The following is an 18,457-nucleotide window of genomic DNA, read 5'->3' as shown; positions in this document are numbered from 1 at the left end:
TAAGTAATGTATTCCTTTAGCAAAGCTACACCTCTACTGTTAGTCCGGCTGAGGTCTAAATTGTCTGCCTGAATTGAGGCAACTAACACGAGCTTGCACTTGGCACGGGTTATTGCTACATTCAGCCGCCGTTCTCCTCCCTGTCGGCTGAGAGGACCAAAATTGTGGATTAGCTCATTCTGGCTATCAAATCCATATCCGAAGCTGAGGATAATCACGTCTCGCTCATCACCCTGAACTCGTTCTAAGGGCTTAAGGAAGAAATTAGGTGAGTCGTCCTGACAAAATTCTGCCAAGTTCGGATTAGAAGCAGTGAGTTGATCGAGTTGCTCTTCAATGGCGTTGGCTTGGGCTTGACTGAACGCAATAATACCCAAGGACTGGTGAGGATTTTCCTGAAAATGCTCTAGAATCAGCCGTGCCACTTCTTCTGCTTCTAGTATGTTGTCTCGCCGCCCTCCACGGTCGTAAATGCCTCTCTCAACGTAATGGAAATGAACACCTCGATTGGGATCTTTCACTGGGTTGGGAAATGAAATGAGCTGTGAATCATAAAATTTTTGGTTGGAGAAGGCAATTAGGCTCTCGTCCTGACTTCGGTAGTGCCATGTCAAAGTGTGGTGTTTCATGAAAGTCCAGCACTCGTCAAGCAAGCTCTCGTAGATATCCTCTTCCTCATCGTCATCTTCCTCAGAGTTAGTGCCTGCAAAAAACGAAGTTGGCGGAAGTTGCTTGTTGTCACCAACAACAATTACCTGCTTGGCTCTCATAATGGAGGAAATTGCCTCTTCTGTACGAATTTGGGATGCTTCATCAAAGATAACCACATCGAAGTGAACCGCTTCTGGGTCGATATATTGGCTCACTGCAAGTGGACTCATGAGCCAGCAGGGTATAAGGGTAGTAACAAGCTCGGGAGCATTTACGATGAGTTCTCGGATTTCCTTCTTCTTTATTCTTCCACTCTGTTTCTGAAGCACCTGTATTTGCTGCCTAGCCATTGGCTGTTTAGACCACTCTTGCCAGCGCTCAGAGTGGAGTTGCTGAAGGCGTTCTCTTGCGATTTCGTACTGCTGACAATCAAGCTCAGAAAATTCCTGCACTACTTGCTCATGAAGATGTGAGTAAAAGTTTCTCAGCTTAGGGCTATTGCTGTGTATGTATTGCAGCCAGTTCTTATAAACACCTCTCTCTAAAATCGGATACCAAAGGTTTGGTGGAATCTTAGATTCCCGCAGCTTTGATAGGAATGGTCCAGCACCTAAAGCTTCCATTCGTTCGATTAGCCTTTGGTAAGCTAACCAATCCTCAAATATCTCAACTTCGTCTCTCGCAGCATTGAGAAATTCTTGCAACTCCTCCAAAGATTTGATCTTTAAAGATTCAACAAATTCCTGTGGAAAGTAATTTAGCAAGAAATTGAAACCTACCTCAATTTCTTGCTGAGAAGTTTTCAGTTTCTCCCGTAGTTCTTCTAATTCCTGACGGTGCTTAGGTGAAGAAATGGCTACTACTAATTTCTCAAAGTTAAACTCATATTTTTGTAGATTTATCAACCAGCTCAATGATTTTTGGATACTGTTCAAGTCCGGTTCATCTGTGCTGAAAAATGATTTAAAAGCAACACGAGCCGGGTGATTAGAATCTCTTAATGTATTACGAAGTTTTTGAAGATCTAGTGCTGTCTTAAGATCTGATACTAAATCTCGGTCAGATACTCGACCTCGTACTTTTCGACAACTTAGTATCTCTTTACGATCGTGCCAATAAGTACAACGTAAAACACGAAAGATTCCCCTATGCTTCAGATACCGTTCTAGAAGTATTGTTAGATCTAGGTCAAGGAGTGTACTACTGTATTTATTTCTTAAGGGGTTATTCCGAAGACTTTCAATGTTCCATTGGAGATCACAAAATATCCCATGTAAGCTATTGACATCCATTCCTTGAAACCACCCTTCTGGAACTAGAGAAGGGACGGCAGCTATATGATCTGTAGCTGAATGTATAGTCTTTAGACCTGATAATGTATTTGCAATTTCTCCTCCTAATATCTCTTTCAGCCTAACTTTAGCACTTTCAGCTACTTGAATTGCTTGACTTAAATCATCAATGCTTACAAGAAATTTTGACCGCATTTCAAAAGAAAATTCTTTTAGCTGGCTTCTTGCCCATACAGTTATTTGATTTTCAAAGAAAAATTGCGAAAAAATACTAAGATTACGTAGCAGCTCCTTCGCATCCAGTAGCTGAACAGTAGACCATTCTTTAATATTAGAAATGTTAAACTCAATACTCGGAATCTTAGCTCGTTCTAGATTAAGTAATGCTCCGTATAGTTCAAAGGCTGATTGATTTAAGGGTTGATGCTTCTGATGTAAACGTAGTGAGTGCTCATGAAGAAGTTGACGACAGCGGTAAAGTTTCTCGAAGAATGAACCTTGTGTTCTTAATGTAGGCCGTTGTGAAAGCTGATTTGCAACTCTGCTTAATTGCTCGTAAAAAGTTTTTTTATTAGTTGTAGCCCTATGATGAAGATTTAAGCAGGTATCTCCAAGACCACAGTCTTTAAATCTGTTAAATACAACTTCTAAAGCAGTTTCTTTTTCCGAAACTAACAAAATACGCTTTCCCGCACCCATCAATTCAGCTATCAGATTGACGATGGTTTGGCTCTTTCCTGTACCCGGTGGTCCCTGCACTACAAAGCTAGCTCCTACCTTAGCTGCTTCAATGACTTCCTGTTGGCTAGAATCGGCTTCAAGTAATTGAAAGACTAATTCAGGGTCGGTTCGCTCGTCTAGTTCCCTAGCATTGATTGTTTTAGGAACTGCTGACTCATACGCTGTCCAGTTGCCTGCTAATGCGTGAAGAATTGGATGTTGCCTGACTATTTCCTCATTGTTTTCAAGATGATTGATATCTTGAATCATTGCAGCCTTAGGCATTTGAAACAAACTAATGTATGCAGTATTTTCTACCTTCCAATTAGGGCAGTCAGCAAAAACTTGACAGACCCTATTTAAAAGTGCCTTATAGCCGGGACTCTGATCTAGCTCGCTTTCAGCTAAGGCGATTCCATAGTCAGAGCTTAATTTTTGAACTAAGACTGGGTTTAGGGAGAACTCTTCTCCAGCCGAGCAGAGGATGTACTCCTCTTTTCTAGGAGTTTTTCGTAGTTCAACTGGTATTAGAAAGATAGGAGAAGTGATTAATTCCTTAGACTTTTCTGCAATATTCCACGTTAAAGTGCCAAATGTTATGAAAAGGCTACTAATTCCCTTTTCTTTTAAAGAAGAATTAGTTTCTTTTCGAAGCTTTTTGAGGGACTTTTTTCGTTCAACCCCTACCTGCCTAGTTTTTAATTCATCAATAGGTAATGATCTAGGCTCTTCTCCTGTAAAAGCTTCGAATACAATTTCTATTGATTCTGGGGAGATTTCAATAGTAGGAGGCTTAACTGGTTTAAAGTAGAGTAAATGGTTGCGTTTGCTTAAATCGGTAAGCCTATCTTTCCAGATTCTAACTTTCTGCTGAAGTGCTGGATTTACTGCGTTATTCATCAATACTCTATTGTGTTAAGCAATCACATAGAAACCTCTATTGTACAGTCTCGTTATTCCTTAAAAGGTGATCAGCATCCTTTCCCTAGAGCTGTTTGGCAGTCTTCCAACTTTACGCTCATAGAACTTCTGAAAACCGATGTCTTGCCACTAAGCGACTGATAGTAGACGGATGCACGTTGAACAGTCGGGCTGCTTCAGAACCACTCTTCTCATCCCGGCTGACCATTTCTAGGATGGCTTCCTGCTGCTGTCGCGTGAGTTTCGGGCGGCGTCCCCCAATCCGACCTTGCTGGCGGGCTGCTGCTAGTCCTGCTTTAGTACGCTCTCTGATCATGGATCTCTCAAATTCCGCAAAGCTACCCACCATTTGCATCATCATCCGGCCTGCTGGAGTTGTTGTATCAACTGCCTCTGTCAGACTGCGGAATCCAGCGCCACAAGTCTCAATCTTCTCCATAATTGTCAGCAAATCCTTGAGCGATCGCGAGAGGCGATCGAGCTTCCAGACAATGAAGACATCTTCAGGACGTAATTGATCTAGCGCGCGATGAAGTTGAGGCCGATCCCACCGACCACCTGAAGCCCTCTCCTCAAAGATACGCTCAACCCCAACACTTTTGAGAGCCTGAATCTGAACAGCAGTGTCCTGCCCATCCGCCTTTGATACCCGAGCATAGCCAATTAACATCGTTAATTTGTTGCATAAACCTATTGCTATTCAAGCATGCTTAGCAATAGGTTTATGCAAAATGGAAACGTTTGCTGTTGCATTGACGAAGAATTATTGCGCAATCGACCGTTTGTGCAAAATTATAATGCCCAGTATTACGTTGACGGGAATCATTGCATAATCAGTTGTTTATGCAACGTTTACTGACGGATATGCATATGTACTCAGTAATCAAAGTACCAAGTTTGATAATCTTTGTTGAGACTAGGTTGCAGAACCCGCCAGATTCTCTCTGGCGAATTCACCAACAGTATCTTCGCTATCTTTTCCCCTCTATCCATGGTTGTTATCTCGTTCATTCAGGAAATTGAGCAAAAGCGAATGTAACAAAATGCTCTTAATTCAGCCGCTGTACTGGCTTTACCTACTTCGCTAGATTCTATGGAATGTCTTATTGTTCAGAACAGCAAAGTATGCCCTTCTCTATTCAGTCTAAAAGTATCTCTGATAAAGGAGTTTGAGCATTCTTAAGTGTTCTAAAACTGAGCCAACCCCACCTTATGGCTGGAGCAAGCGTAAATACAGAGTAGTTAGGCTTTTATACTCGCTGTTGTTGAGCAAGTCGGGCTTGCAGATGCTCACACTGACTCAATTTGATGGCGAGCAATTCGTCATAGCGGTTTAACAAGTTGCTGACGCTGCATTCGCTGATGCAGAGGTTTCGTTCCTGCAACTGTTGGTGAATTTGAGGCACACTGCGGTGCTCTTAGTAGCGCCAAGCTCCAATCAAAGCCATCACGTCCAAGCCAAATTCTTGCTCGGGCAGCGCCCATTTGCCTTCAGCTTCGGGTCGATAGGGCTGATGGTAGCACTGACACTCAGGCTTAGGACAGCTGCGGATTTGCAGTTGCAGTTGAACCATGCCCTGCAGAGTGCGGACTTGGCGATAGTTGTCATAGGCATGCCACATCAAGCTGCCACAGTTGGGGCACTTGCGGCGGACACACTTGAGCCCTTTGACTTTCGTCGGTATCGGTTGGGGGCTACTTCGTGCCATAGGTCTCGGCGAATCACATCCGTTCATAGCTTATCGAAATTTCTGGTTAATTCTCTAGTTGACTTTGCTGCCCTTGAAAAAAACGTACCTTATAAGGAAGTAGTAGTAGAGGCGATCGCCCAGCTCTTAGAACAATATCTAACTGACCCAAGCAAAACTTTAGATCCATCACATACCAGGCAAGCTAACGGAGGTTGGAGCAAATAACTTCTTGCCGAAAGCGCTGTCTCCCACAGGCCGAAATTTGCCGTTGATTAAATGCTAGTCCACAGGGTCGGCTTGCCGGGCTACTAACACTTAGTGCCCAACCAAAATCTGGAACTGCTTATCCTGGCGGATGTTATCAAAGTTGGAATCTGTTTTTGCGTCCTCCCGAAACTTTGCCTCTAAATCAATTGCCTGTTGCAAATTCTCGATCGCTGCTTTGACCTCTCTCTTTAAGCTATGGGTACAAGCTTTGCCGTAGTAAGCCTTAGCATGATTGGGCTTGAGCTTCAGGGCTTGGGTGTAATCGGCAATCGCTTGGGTGTAGTTGCTCTGCTTGAGATAAGCACCCCCCCGATTGTTGTAAGCCTCAACATAGTCGGGCTTGAGCTTCAGGGCTTGGGTGTAATCGTCAATCGCTTGGGTGTAGTTGCCCTGCTTGAGATAAGCATTCCCCCGATTGTAGTAAGCCTTAGCATGGTTGGGCTCGAGCTTCAGGGCTTGGGTGTAATCGTCAATCGCTTGGGTGTAGTTACCCTGCTTGAGATAAGCAACCCCCCGATTGCTGTAAGCCTCAGCAAGGTCGGGCCTGAGCTTCAGGGCTTGGGTGTAATCGTCAATCGCTTGGGTGTAGTTACCCTGCTTGAGATAAGCATTCCCCCGATTGTAGTAAGCCTCAGCATAGTCAGGCTCGAGCTTCAGGGCTTGGTTGTAATCGGCCATGGCTTGGGTGTAGTTGCCCTGCTCGGCATAAGCAATCCCCCGATTGTTGTAAGTCATAGCATAGTCAGGCTCGAGCTTCAGGGCTTGGTTGTAATCGGCCATGGCTTGGGTGTAGTTGCCCTGCTCGGCGTAAGCAAGCCCCCGATTGCTGTAAGCATCAGCAGCAAGGTCAGGGGCTTGCTTCAGGGATTGGCTGTAATCCGCTATGGCTTGGGTGTAGTTGCCCTGCTTGGCATAAACATTCCCCCGATTGTTGTAAGCATCAGCGTAGTCGGGCCTGAGCTTCAGGGATTGGTTGTAATCGGCCATGGCTTGGGTGTAGTTGCCCTGCTCGGCGTAAGCAATCCCCCGATTGTAGTAAGTCACAGCATAGTCAGGCTCGAGCTTCAGGGATTCGGTGTAGTTCGTGATCGCGTTCTTGTAATCGCTCTTGTGGGAATGGGAGTTGCCAATATAAAAGTAAATTGCCTCCCGACCCAGGGTTGTTACTGGTTCCTTCACCTGACCTAGCGCAGACTTGAATCGAACAACTGCCCCGTCCCAATCTTCTTTGGCATATTGCACCATTCCTAGCGTGAACAAGGTGAGATAGCTCATCTCTTGAGAAAGACGGGTTTGCACCTTAAAGCTCTTGAGTTCAGAGATCGGTGAGATTTGGGCTTCTCCTCTGGCTGTCTTTTCCAATTTAGGAAAATAAGTTGGGGGTTTCAGCACTTCAAAGTGAACGCTGAATTGCGCATTTGTTTCAGTAGCACCGTAATTGCCCCAAATCACGATCGATGCTTTTTTCTGCTCACCTACGGTGCGCGCAACCTCGCTGCCTTGCTGTTCAGTAATGACTTGGTTCAGGGCTTGCACCTTGACGTCCGCATAATCTTCGGTAGAATTTCGCAGGTTCTGCAGAATGGTTTCTGTCACCTGATACTGCTGCTGCTCGTCGCTATCAAAATCAGCAACCAACAGCAACACATGGGGGGCAGGCAGCGATCTCCAGACAAAAAAACCAGCCCAGGTGATTAGCGGAATCGCAAAGACACCAATCATTGTCAATCGGCGTACCCGGTGACGCGATCGCTGCTTGTTTTGCTGCACTTTCACCCGTTCATCTGAATCAGGCAGCTCAGAACTTGGAGCGCTTTTATCCTGCGCTTCTGGTCTCCAAAACCTGGCATAATACAGGCAAGTGACCGAGAGTAACCCACTACCAGCAATTATCATCAGCAGTGTTGTAAAATTAACACCCTCCCGCCATAAGCGGATGAAGCCACCGATGAGGCAGGTGAGATACGCCGAGTTTGCCAGAAACTGAACAAAGTGAAGATGGTGACTGTTGAAGGGTAGCCCCAAGTAGACGATCCTTTGCACGATCTGCCCAATCTGGATGTCCCGTGCTGTAACGTTGCTAACGGCAGTCTGCTGGTTTTGTGAGTGAGAGTGATTTGCTTCAGAAGGATCTTCGTCCAAGGGCATGGCGTTAGCTCTCCTGCGATAAATTACCTAGCCTAATGTTTTGCGTCTTCACATTGGTCAGCATTTCCTGCTCCACCGCACTGCCGCGGCTTGCTCTCTGGCCCGTGTCCTCAGCTTCCAAGTCGCCCCTTTGATAAATGCTCCAAATCCTGGTATTGCATAATTGCTTCTGGAACTCATGCCTATCCAAAAGTTAGCGTGTTTGACCTCGCTGTGATCGCCATATGTCACACGCTCTCCTATTCATGCAGAAAGTCGAGTGAACAAGCTCTAGTCGAGTGCTATGAAAAAGCACTAGAGAACTTCCAAGCGACAGAAACGGAGGTTCTACTAGTGCCGGGTCAATATATCCCAAATAATCAAGTTCAAGTCTATATGAGAGCGAGGAAAAAAGGCTGTACCCAGCCAGAAGCAGCGTATATTGCTGGGTTTAGCGAACGGAGTGGACGCCGAATTGAAACAGGAACGCATCAACCCAAATATGGAGGAGAACGCGAGTGGCGTACTCGCCTTAACCCGTTAGAGAAGATGTGGGAGAGCGAGCTTAAACCAATGCTGCACCGAGATCCACGGCTGGAGGTTGCGATCGCTGAGGTTCCGGTTCCTTACTATGGTCGAGAGGCACAATCACGATGGGCAAAACGGGATCAACAGGGAATAAAATCATCGTCACAGAGAAGGTTGAGCAAATTTTAGATAGAGATAACGAGACAATAAAAGGAGGGCACCGAGTGCCTGGGTATGTAAATAGATTTGTCTCAAAGATCTAAATTCAGAATTGTTCACGCACTTAGAACATTAATTGCTTAGGTGACGACTTCTTATGGTGGTGCGGCTGGTTGACTGACAAAACTGGATAAGTTCGATAATCACTTGATGTTAACGGCTGCAAGGTTATGGAACTTCTATTTAGAAGCTGCCTAAGTTAGATAGGAAAGGGAAATGTAGTTTGCGCCTTGTTTCCAGGAACTCTTATTGGGCCGCAAGTCTAACGTTTTATACATTAGAGATCGGCACATTCTTAAATGGGCTTGCGTTGGGAATATAAATATCAATTGCCTTAACCCTTGAGGGTACGTCTAATACAACATAGCCTTCCACTGGTTGACCCTCGTGTATTGCACTAAGAAAAACTCTAGGTGATGCTCGCTTATCGGTGTCAACAGCTTTGTAGGTTTCATTAGTAATCCGGTTACGAGCAGTTGTGAAGCCGATGTCAGTCGTGAAGCCCATGGAAGCATCGACCCTAGGTGAGTGAAAAGAAGGAGGATAAGAATTACTGTTGCGCAAATCGGAAGTGCCATTGTCATCACCTGTATTAAGCGTAAAGCGCATTTCCACGCTGACCTTATCGGGTTCTCCTGGAATTCTCTTGACGGCGGTTAACTCCACCTGCGCTTTATTCTTTAAAGCAGATCCCACGAACTGCCCTGGTTCAATCCCAACTTTGCCTGCCTCAGTTTGAGGGGTAGGTGTTTCAATAATTGAAGGGGTAGGTGTTTCAATAATTAGAGGTGAATTACTCTCTCCACTTTGATTATTGCCCTGAGCAGTTACAGGTTGCTTCGGCAAAAGTTGATAGATTAAGAAACCACTACCAAGCGAGACAAGGGTAGTGAGTATAGCAACCACACTGTTAGAGTGAATAGTCTGGATAATATTCCCAATACTTAAATTACCGCCAACGCTAACATTCTTAACAGCATGCTGCCCCCTGCGGTTAGAACTATTGTGTTTGCGCATAACTTTTAGCTTTAGCTCTCCTGCGTCAAGTTAGCGACCTTGATATTTCCTTCTACTTTCAGCTTAGTTACCATTACTTGCGTGACAGATTTACCTCGTTCAGCTTTTTGAACTAAATCTCCAGCTTCCAAGTCACCCTGCAAATCAATATCATTCAGCAGCTCCTGATGAATGACTCCTGCTGACTCAATTGGCTTCGGCAAGCTTGTTGACCCTTCATTCAAAGCTTTATCAGCTCCAGGAGCTGCGGAAATATTCCCAGATTCTTTGGACATAGAGGATAAAAGTTTTGACTTCGGCGGTAGTTTAGCTTGCCACTCAGCATCAAATCTTCTCAAGTTTTCTTCTTTATCCTTAGACCAAAGCTCCAGTGTGAAGTGCCAATCTTCAGCTCCCCTAGGGCTTTCACGGTTATCAATCAAAATTTTTAAGTAGTTCTTCAGATGATTGATTGCTTCTCTTATTTGCTCTTTGGTTAACTTACCAAAGAGTTCGTCTTTTTCTGTCAGTTTTTCAAGCGTTCTCAGCTTTGTTCTCACAACTAGCTGCTTTTTTTCTGTCTGCCAATTAACTTTTAGGTCTGAGTGTAATCGCTCAATACCTTCTAGTTCGTCATCGGCATAAGACAGCAAGACTCCAAGTAAGTGCTTGACTCTATCTCGGTTAATAGGACCATAAGCGCAATGCGGCATCTGTTTCACCCAAACTTTTGCTAAAAAGTTCGGGGAATCCCCAAGGAAAACAACTACCCCAAACTCATTTAATCCAGATTCTAGCGCACTGCTAGAAATTCGCTTAGTCCTGTTGCTCTAGGGCACTACCCCAAGGAGAACCTGTGGCTAACGGCTCGAAAGCAGACTTTTTTGCAACCGAGCCAGACCGAAAAAGTCACACTCTCTTGGAGAACCGAATCATGGTGTTAGTTAAAGATATCACGGGTTGCGAGACCAGCCCAGTCCGCGGTCTAGACCAGCAACTGATCGATGAAGTAAATGTCATCATCCCCAATGTTCTGTTTAGCATAGAGGATTTGAATGTGGAATTGACGGGTTCCTCCGTCTGGACCCTATTGCAACTACCAGCAAAAGAGGCTCTTGGACGGGCCATTGCGGAACGAGGGGAAATACTGCAAATTAACTCGGGTTACCGCCCTCTTGCTGGACAGTTGGTGTTGTTCCAAAACGGTAGTGAATGCAACTTTAAGGTAGCGCCTGTAGGTAGTAGTAATCATCAGAGTGGCTTAGCTCTGGACATCAAAGACACCGAAGGCTGGCGGCCTTACCTAGAGAAGCACGGCTGGCAATGGTTTGGTCCTGAGGATGACGTGCATTTTGACTTTGAAGGACAGGATATTGGCAACACGGCTATCCTAGCTTTCCAGCAGCTTTGGAATCGCAACAATCCTAACGACCCTATTCCAGAGGACGGCATTTATGGAGATCAAACCGAGATCCGGTTAGGCAACTCGCCTGCCGAAGGGTTTCCACCACCAGTAAATGGAGGACTACCGTTAGAACCAGGAACTTATTTTCTCAAGTGTTTAGGTGACGTCGAAGGCCCCCGCTGGCTCGATGGGCGGACAGGCGATGGCACCGTTGGCTTAGCCCCGAACACCGACCCTCCCTATACGGGCATCAAATGGGAGGTAACTTTTGACGAGGCTGCCTCCGCCTACAGATTTAAATGTCTAGGTGACGTCGAAGGACCCCGCTGGCTTGATGGGCGCACAGGTGATGGTACCGTTGGCTTGGCTCCGAACACTGACCCTCCCTATACAGGCACCAAATGGCAAGTTGAACCGGCTGTTATCCCAGAAGATCCCAACGCCATTCTCTATGAGCTCACTCCTACGGGTGCCAGTGCCGAGACGGCGGAATCCGACGGGTTGCCAGGTGGCGTTGAATCATCACGCAAGATGGCCGAGACGGACGCGCCGAAAGTGCTGCGCTTCGTCGAGCGCTTTCAGGTGGCGGGGAGGGAGTATAACCTGCTGCCTGCACTGCTCGCGGCGATTGCCAGCCGTGAAAGTCGCGGCGGTTCTGCGCTCAACGATTGCCTAGGTGATGGCGGTGCTGGTGTCGGCATCATGCAAGTCGATCAAACTGTACGTCCCCCTGCTGAGGTAGTAGATCCGGGGCCTGACTGTGCTAGCCAGGAGCATATCAACCAGGCGGCATCAATCCTGCGCGGGTTCGTTGACCAGGCAGCCACCGCCCATCCTGAATGGAGCGCCGCAATCCAGCTTCAGGCTGGCACGGCGTCGTACAACGCTGGCCCAGACCAGATAGAGGTACCCGGCTTCGACGAGGGTACAACAGGCGGCGACTACTCCAATGATGTGATTGCTCGGGCGCAATACTACGCCGACAACTGGCCGGCCCCAGCAGCAGTCGTCTGACTCTCCAACGGACTGAGTGAGGCGAAGTGGCAACTCATAAGGTTTACCCGTGAGATTGCCAGTATTGCTAAAAGGTTCTTGGCAGTCTTGATGTAAACACAGCTACCTATCGCTCATTTCTGCAATGACTCAGTGTTCACCCCTACGGGTGAACACTGGGGCTAACCTAAGTTTGAGCGTGTAATTTTCTGGTCAAAATTGTTCCTTTCAGCCCAAGTGTAGGTGAGGGCTGAAGGCTGAGTTTAGGTGAAGTCGCCGTTCATTTTGTTCAAAGAAGTAGGAGATAGTTATGTCACTGTGGTTAATTCTCAAAATTCTCTTGGTGACTGGATCAGTCGGTGTTGCTGGGGCAATAGGTGGAGTTGTTAATGCACTCCTCACCGACAATGGGTTTGTTTGGCCTTATGTAGAGCAAGTCAATGGCATCCGCATTACGCGCCCAGGATTCATCGGTAATATTTTTATTAGTGCTGTTGCAGCTGTTATCTCTTGGGGATTGTATGGCCCGTTCGCCCAAGCGAATCTCTTTGAAGGACAAGCATGGAGCTTAACGCCTTCTACATTTGCTGGCGCAATTCTTGTGGGTACGGCTGGAGCTAAGTGGCTAACTAATGAGGTAGATAAGCGCCTTTTGAAAGTAGCTGCAATAAAGGCTGCTAAGGCGCACTCTTCTCCTGAAGTAGCTGAACTAATGCTCTGGGCATCACCATCTGAAACTTTAAACATTACAAAGAAGCTTTAGCTATGACCGACATAGGTAGTGTTCCAGACCTATGGAAGTATTCAAATGACTCGACCAACTGGAATTTAATCTAAACGTCATCTCCTCAATAGGCTAAAACCCTCAGCCTCAGAGCCAGGAATAAGCACAAATCGAAACACCCTATTTGTCAGTGGAGTGGTCAGATAACTTCAACGTGGAGCGATCAGTGCGATCGCTCAGCACTCGCGAACTAATCCGCCTGCCTATTCACGTCACAGAGAGGTTCACCGAGTTCAAAAATATCTACCACCAGCTCAGCCAAGCGGGAAGCCCTCCCAGCAGGTAGCAATTAACGATGGTGATGAATATGCAGGCCGCCGAGACCTGTAAGCTGCGGTGCTCAGATATCTCCTGAATCACCCGCAACGGTATCCCTGCACTGCTCATTTAGGTCAAAGCAGTTCTTCTAAAGCTCTGAGTGCTAGCTCCTACCAGCCTCAGGCGATCGTGAATACGGACTCAGTTATCAAGGACTATCAGAAAAGGGGTATAAATTGACGAGACTGAAACGACCTTAAATCAGGGTGGAGTTTTGAGTACAAGGCTATCAAAAAAGGGTCGTTTCTTTTACAGCCGCTGCATCCGAACAAAAATGCAGCTTGTAGTGCTCAACAATTGTAAATAAACTTGTCTCTGAATCAACGTCTCAATTTTTTCTGTAATTGATGAATTTATTTACAGTCATACCCAGAGATGAGGGAGTTCAGTGCTGAAGTGTCAGCTAAATGCTGCTCTTAGAATAACGCTATGATTTGCCCATAGCTTGGAGCTGGTTGTCTTGTGCCTAAGTCAGGTTCTTTGTTTCCGATTGATGAAAACTATACTACCTTTTTACGATCGCTGAAGGAGCGAATACGTCAGGCACAAATTAAAGCAGCACTGGCTGTTAACAATGAGCTCATCCTACTTTATTGGCAGATTGGTCGCGAGATATTGAACCGACAGCAGCAGGAAGGGTGGGGGACAAAGGTCATCGAACGTTTAGCACAAGATTTGAAACGGGAGTTTCCGGAAATAGGTGGATTTTCGTCCCGCAATCTGAAATACATGCGAGCGTTTGCTGAAGCATATCCGGATGAGCAAATTGTGCTACGCTACGCTGCACAAATTCCCTGGCGGCACAATCAGGCGCTACTAGATAAGTTGAAGAATCTTGAGCAGCGACTCTGGTACGCTCAGAAGTCGTTTGAGAATGGTTGGAGCCGCGACATTCTGGTAACGCAAATTGAAACTAACTTGTACATACGCCAGAGGGGAGCAATTACTAACTTTGAGCGCACTCTACCAGATCTCGACTCTGATCTAGCTCAGCAGTTAGTCAAAGATCCCTATAACTTTGATTTTCTGACTATTAGTGAAAATGTTAAAGAACGGGATTTGGAACGAGCTTTAGTAGAGCGCATCCGAGACTTTTTATTAGAGTTAGGTATTGGCTTTGCTTTTGTGGGTAGCCAATACCGTTTGGAAGTAGAGGGTGATGAATACTTCCTTGATCTGCTTTTCTATCACCTAAAACTGCATTGCTACATTGTGATTGAGTTAAAGGTGACAGAGTTCAAGCCAGAATACTCTGGCAAAATGAATTTTTATATTTCAGCCGTAAATAACATTTTGCGTACCGAGGTGGATAGTCCAACAATTGGAATTATTCTATGTCGCTCCAAGAAAAAAACGACGGTTGAATTCGCTTTAGATACTGTACAAAACCCAATTGGTGTCTCCACTTATAAGCTGCGTGATGAACTGCCACCTGCTTTGCAAAATTGCTTGCCTACAGTTGAGCAGCTAGAGATGGAACTAGAAGCGGCAGTTTCTGCCCTAGAGGAAGAGCAGAATTAAATTTTCAAAATTATTTGTGACGGGTCGGCGTAAACTCGCTGTACACTAACCCTGTGTTGCAACAATTGGAATCGTGGCAAAGGTTATCTCATTTTTTAACCAAGCTGGGGGTACAGGTAAAACGACCTTGGCAATGAACTTGGGATATTCACTTTCCCAACAAGGTCACCGTATTTTACTTGTGGATATGGACCCACAGTCCTCCTTAACTGTTTTCATGGGAGTGCAGCCTCATGAACTTGAGGACACGATTGCTCAAAGCATCTTAGATAGAAAACCGCTGCCTATTCTAAGCGGAGTTCATCAAATGGATCTAGTTCCGAGTAATTTGACGCTTAGTGCTGCTGATGTAAAGTTGGCAACGGCGATCGCTAAAGAGACGCGCCTAAAAAAAGCGCTCTCTCCAGTTGAGTCTGCCTATGATTTTGTCTTGATTGACTGTCCTCCAACATTAGGTGTTCTCAGCATCCTCTCCCTAGTTGCATCAACCCACATCCTAATTCCGATGCAGACTCAATATAAGAGCTTCGTTGGTTTAGATCTGCTGCTAGGTACGATTAGTGAGCTTCAGCAAGAAGGGGTTGCCGCAGACTTGAAAATTGCTGGAGTGATTCCTAACCTGCACGATCGTACAGCTCAAAGTAAAGAGATTTTAGAGGCGGTAACGAAGCAATTTGGTGGCGTTGCACCTGTTTTCCCCCCGATTCCACGCGCAATTGCGTTTGCAGACGCCTCAATGCAGCACTCACCGCTGGAGTTATATGATCCTAAACACCCTGCTCTTGCTGTCTTGAAAACCATTACCCAGAGTTTGGAGTCCTTATAGTGCCACCCCGTCGCAAGACCGCACCTCAGCCACAGCTTCGTAATGTTGCAGCTATTCTCAACCGAGAGACTCCTGCTCAGGCTGCTCAAACTACTCAGTCAATTTCACTCGAAAAGATTCATTTGCCTGCAAAGCAACCCCGTCGTTTCTTTGATTCGGACAAACTGGCTCAATTGGTTGAATCTGTGAAAGGGTTTGGCATTCTAGAACCTCTTTTGGTTCGTTCTTTAGACAATGGTGAGTACGAATTGGTTGCTGGCGAGCGGCGACTACGCGCAGCTCGTGAACTAGGGCTGACTGACGTGCCAGCTGTGATACATGACTTAGATGAGCGGCAAGCTCTTCAAGTTGCTTTAATAGAGAACCTTCAGCGGGAAGACCTAAACCCGATTGAGGAGACAGAAGCAGTATTAGACTTACTGGCGATTGCTCTTGAAACAGATAGGGCTGAAGTAATATCTATTCTGCACCAATCCTACAACGCTAAACAGCGTGGTCAAGAGTTGAATCAGAACGTTCTGATTCAGGTTACGAAGATTGAGTCATTGCTATCCGAAATAGGGCGATTCAACGCTGGAACCTTTCGCTCTAGCCGTCTTCCACTTTTGAATCTTCCTGATGACGTTTTGTCTGCTTTGCGCAATGGGGAGATTGAGTACACCAAGGGGCAGGCGATTGCACGGGTTAAAGATGAAAAGCATCGGGCCAAACTGCTCAAACAGGCAATTGCGGAGAACTTGCCGTTGAGTGAAATCAAAGCAAGAATTAAGGAGCTGAAGTCCCAGCCAGAACTGACGCCAGAAAAAGTCATGGTTCAGCAGTGGAGTGAGATTGGTAAACGGTTACAGAAGGGTAAGGCTTGGAGCGATCGCAAGAAACGGGATCGAATTATCAAATTATTGAATGAGTTGGACAAACTAACCGCAAGCGATGACTGAATAACAAGTTATCGCTTGCAGTAGGCTCGTTTTAGTTGCACATTGCGTAGAAATATTGGGTGACAGACCCGATACAGCAAAACCTATTGGGAAAGAGGTTCTGATTATCATCAAGCTGCAAAGAACCAGAACTGGTATTGTCCAGTATGCAGAGACTTCTTATGCAGTGGAGAAGTAATTGACACTCATCATAAAGTGCCGTTGACCAAGGTCCAAAGGTAGCGGTGCTAGCCCCAGGTCGCCTCAAAAATTTTTGGTACGATTAAGGATATTTTTTCAAGATTGAAATGCTTCAGACTTCTTGCTGAAGCAAAGCTCCCAATATTACCAGCCTGCTACACGTTGATACTCTGCTTCGTAATATTGCAAGGTGAGTTCGTCAGCACAGACAAAGCGAACAGTGCCGATCGCTGTACTGCTGAGCAGAAACTGACTTACAGTTTCGAGCGCAATTCGAGCTGCCTGCTCAACGGGAAATCCCAGGGCACCGGTGCCAATCGCTGGAAATGCAATTGAGTGAATACCGTGTACTGCTGCCAGTGTTAAACAATTGCGATAACACTGGGCAAGCAAGTCTGCCTCTCCATACTTGCCATTCCGCCAAGGGGGACAGACAGTATGGATGACCCATTGAGCAGGTAGCCCAAATCCCGGCGTTATCTTAGCTTCTCCTTCCGCACAACCGTCTAACTGGCGGCAGGCGGCTAGCAACTCAGGACCTGCGGCTTGATGAATTGCATTGGAAATGACCCCACGATTCGATAAGGAAGGGTCAGCTGAATTGACAATGGCATCCGTATCTTGCTGACTAATATCGCCGAACCGAGGTCCTCGTTCAAAAGCATAAAGCAGATTCGTATGCCCGCTGCTTCGCCTGCCACTCCGTTGATACGCTTGACTCGAAGACATTTTGCGATAGCTCGAAAACCTACCACTCTGTAACTCCTGATCTAGATCCTCTAGAGCCGCTGCCTCCGGACGAGACATGGACACCTCAAACTCAAGGATTTCCTCTTTGGCTTCCTGCAGCACTTGGCTCGCACTTGTGTATTGACCCGCATCGGCTAGCCGTACCGCCTCCTTTTTCGCTCGTGCTGCCATCATCAAGGCTACTTGCTGCTGTACCTCTTGGTTAAGTGGCAACTCCTCTAGTTGCTGGCTAGTCACAGCAGGCAAATGCAGAGATGCCTGTAATTCTTGTGGTTGCTGTCCGGTGTCAGTCCATCTCAACCGGAAAATGCACAATTTGGTTGTCTGACTCACCGCAGGCACTTTCAGCCGAACCACGACTTCAATGGGGTTACTAAACAACAAGTTTGGTAACTTAAATCTTCCCTGGGAATCAACGCTGAGGTCATTCAATACATCGGCAACCACAACCGTTCCCTGAGGGTCCATCCCCAGAGTGACGTGGCTGCCAATGGTAGCTGCCAGTCCCTGAAGTTCCTTTTCAAAGATGCCCGGAAGTTGCTTGGCAGAGGCAACATAGTAGTAGTTTCCATCTCCACTGCGTGCCATGGCTTCTAGTAAATCTTCGTTGTAGTCGTCGCCTAAACCTAAGGTAGACGTGCTGATCCCCCGTTGTGCTAATCCATGCACATCAGTAGCAATTACATCTGGGTTGGTCTGACCCACGTTAGCCAACCCGTCTGACAACAAAATGATTCGGTTCAATTCCGCAGTTAAAACCTGTCCTACTTGAATTCCACCTTGAACCCACCCAGCATGAAGAGCGGTAGATCCTCCCAGTTGCACCTGCTTGACTAGGCGAGTCAGGCTGGCTTTATTATTGGCAAGTGTACTGGAGATGAGAGTTTGAACTTGATCGTCAAAAACCGTAACGCTGAGACGATCAGTGGGTCGCAGTTGCTCGATCGCGTAGCAAACTGCCTCCCGAGCATAATCGATCTTTTTGTGTTCCCCCATTGATCCAGAACGGTCAATGACAAAACCAATATTCAGGGTAGGGCGTTGAGCCGCAGTCGTGGTTTCTTCTGGCGGTGTAATCCGCACCAACACATCAAGTGTGGTGGGTTGGTTGGCGCAAACAGCAGCCCGGAGGGGGATGAGGTCGAGACGAGGTAGAATCATGATTTGGAAGACCTTCTTTTAGGAGTAGCAATGGCAATCAGGCTCTGGAGCATACGTTGGAGCAGATTCTTTTGCTCTTGAGACGTTGAAGGTAAGACAAAATCACTCCGTACGTGAAGTTCCAAGCCTGGTAGAACTTCTAGCCGAGTCCAGTGAGATGCTGCAGCCG

The 18,457-nt window shown here is 46.4% G+C and carries 14 protein-coding genes; 5 read left to right on the top strand and 9 right to left on the bottom strand.

Going from position 1 to position 18,457, the window contains the following annotated elements:
- The 8 genes from H6F68_RS10585 to H6F68_RS10555 all read right to left on the bottom strand — a co-directional run.
- Positions 1 to 3,563: DUF4011 domain-containing protein (locus H6F68_RS10585; RefSeq protein WP_190558831.1), on the bottom strand; the 3,563-nt coding region annotated here is incomplete at its 3' end.
- Between the two features lie 118 nt (positions 3,564 to 3,681).
- Positions 3,682 to 4,254, bottom strand: coding sequence for a recombinase family protein (locus H6F68_RS10580; RefSeq protein ID WP_190558829.1), 573 nt, complete (start codon positions 4,252 to 4,254; stop codon positions 3,682 to 3,684).
- A 580-nt stretch (positions 4,255 to 4,834) separates the two neighbouring features.
- The gene (locus H6F68_RS10575) at positions 4,835 to 4,990 is read right to left on the bottom strand and encodes a hypothetical protein (RefSeq protein ID WP_190558827.1); all 156 of its coding nucleotides are present in this window, start codon (positions 4,988 to 4,990) and stop codon (positions 4,835 to 4,837) included.
- A 12-nt stretch (positions 4,991 to 5,002) separates the two neighbouring features.
- A complete protein-coding gene (locus H6F68_RS10570; protein ID WP_190558825.1) occupies positions 5,003 to 5,293 on the bottom strand; it encodes a hypothetical protein in 291 nt (96 codons plus the stop codon).
- A 297-nt stretch (positions 5,294 to 5,590) separates the two neighbouring features.
- Positions 5,591 to 7,690: a tetratricopeptide repeat protein gene (locus H6F68_RS10565; RefSeq protein WP_190558823.1), complete on the bottom strand. Its 2,100-nt coding sequence runs from the start codon at positions 7,688 to 7,690 to the stop codon at positions 5,591 to 5,593.
- Between the two features lie 544 nt (positions 7,691 to 8,234).
- On the bottom strand, positions 8,235 to 8,357 hold the full coding sequence (locus tag H6F68_RS29350; RefSeq protein WP_277876052.1) for a hypothetical protein: 123 nt from the start codon (positions 8,355 to 8,357) through the stop codon (positions 8,235 to 8,237).
- 329 nt (positions 8,358 to 8,686) lie between these two features.
- Positions 8,687 to 9,433, bottom strand: a complete 747-nt coding sequence (locus tag H6F68_RS10560; protein WP_190558821.1) for a hypothetical protein — start codon at positions 9,431 to 9,433, stop codon at positions 8,687 to 8,689.
- Positions 9,434 to 9,444: 11 nt separating this feature from the next.
- Positions 9,445 to 10,125: a hypothetical protein gene (locus H6F68_RS10555; RefSeq protein ID WP_242065449.1), complete on the bottom strand. Its 681-nt coding sequence runs from the start codon at positions 10,123 to 10,125 to the stop codon at positions 9,445 to 9,447.
- Between the two features lie 143 nt (positions 10,126 to 10,268).
- Between H6F68_RS10555 and H6F68_RS10550 the strand changes: the two genes are divergently transcribed.
- From H6F68_RS10550 to H6F68_RS10530, 5 genes are all read left to right on the top strand, one after another.
- On the top strand, positions 10,269 to 11,831 hold the full coding sequence (locus H6F68_RS10550; protein WP_190558817.1) for a D-alanyl-D-alanine carboxypeptidase family protein: 1,563 nt from the start codon (positions 10,269 to 10,271) through the stop codon (positions 11,829 to 11,831).
- A gap of 289 nt (positions 11,832 to 12,120) precedes the next feature.
- On the top strand, positions 12,121 to 12,573 hold the full coding sequence (locus H6F68_RS10545; protein ID WP_190558815.1) for a hypothetical protein: 453 nt from the start codon (positions 12,121 to 12,123) through the stop codon (positions 12,571 to 12,573).
- A gap of 801 nt (positions 12,574 to 13,374) precedes the next feature.
- Positions 13,375 to 14,433: a PDDEXK nuclease domain-containing protein gene (locus H6F68_RS10540; RefSeq protein ID WP_190558813.1), complete on the top strand. Its 1,059-nt coding sequence runs from the start codon at positions 13,375 to 13,377 to the stop codon at positions 14,431 to 14,433.
- Positions 14,434 to 14,506: 73 nt separating this feature from the next.
- Positions 14,507 to 15,259: an AAA family ATPase gene (locus H6F68_RS10535; RefSeq protein WP_190558811.1), complete on the top strand. Its 753-nt coding sequence runs from the start codon at positions 14,507 to 14,509 to the stop codon at positions 15,257 to 15,259.
- Positions 15,259 to 16,197 (top strand): ParB/RepB/Spo0J family partition protein, encoded by a 939-nt coding sequence (locus tag H6F68_RS10530; protein WP_190558809.1) that lies wholly within the window; start codon positions 15,259 to 15,261, stop codon positions 16,195 to 16,197. The genes H6F68_RS10535 and H6F68_RS10530 overlap by 1 nt, the downstream gene beginning before the upstream one ends.
- A 324-nt stretch (positions 16,198 to 16,521) precedes the next feature.
- Here the strand turns inward: H6F68_RS10530 and H6F68_RS10525 are convergent, their stop codons facing one another.
- Positions 16,522 to 18,288, bottom strand: coding sequence for a macro domain-containing protein (locus H6F68_RS10525; RefSeq protein ID WP_190558807.1), 1,767 nt, complete (start codon positions 18,286 to 18,288; stop codon positions 16,522 to 16,524).
- Positions 18,289 to 18,457 lie beyond the last annotated feature (169 nt).

The organism is Trichocoleus sp. FACHB-262, assembly GCF_014696035.1.
Lineage (GTDB): Bacteria > Cyanobacteriota > Cyanobacteriia > FACHB-46 > FACHB-46 > Trichocoleus.
This window is presented reverse-complemented; position numbering and strand designations above follow the sequence as displayed.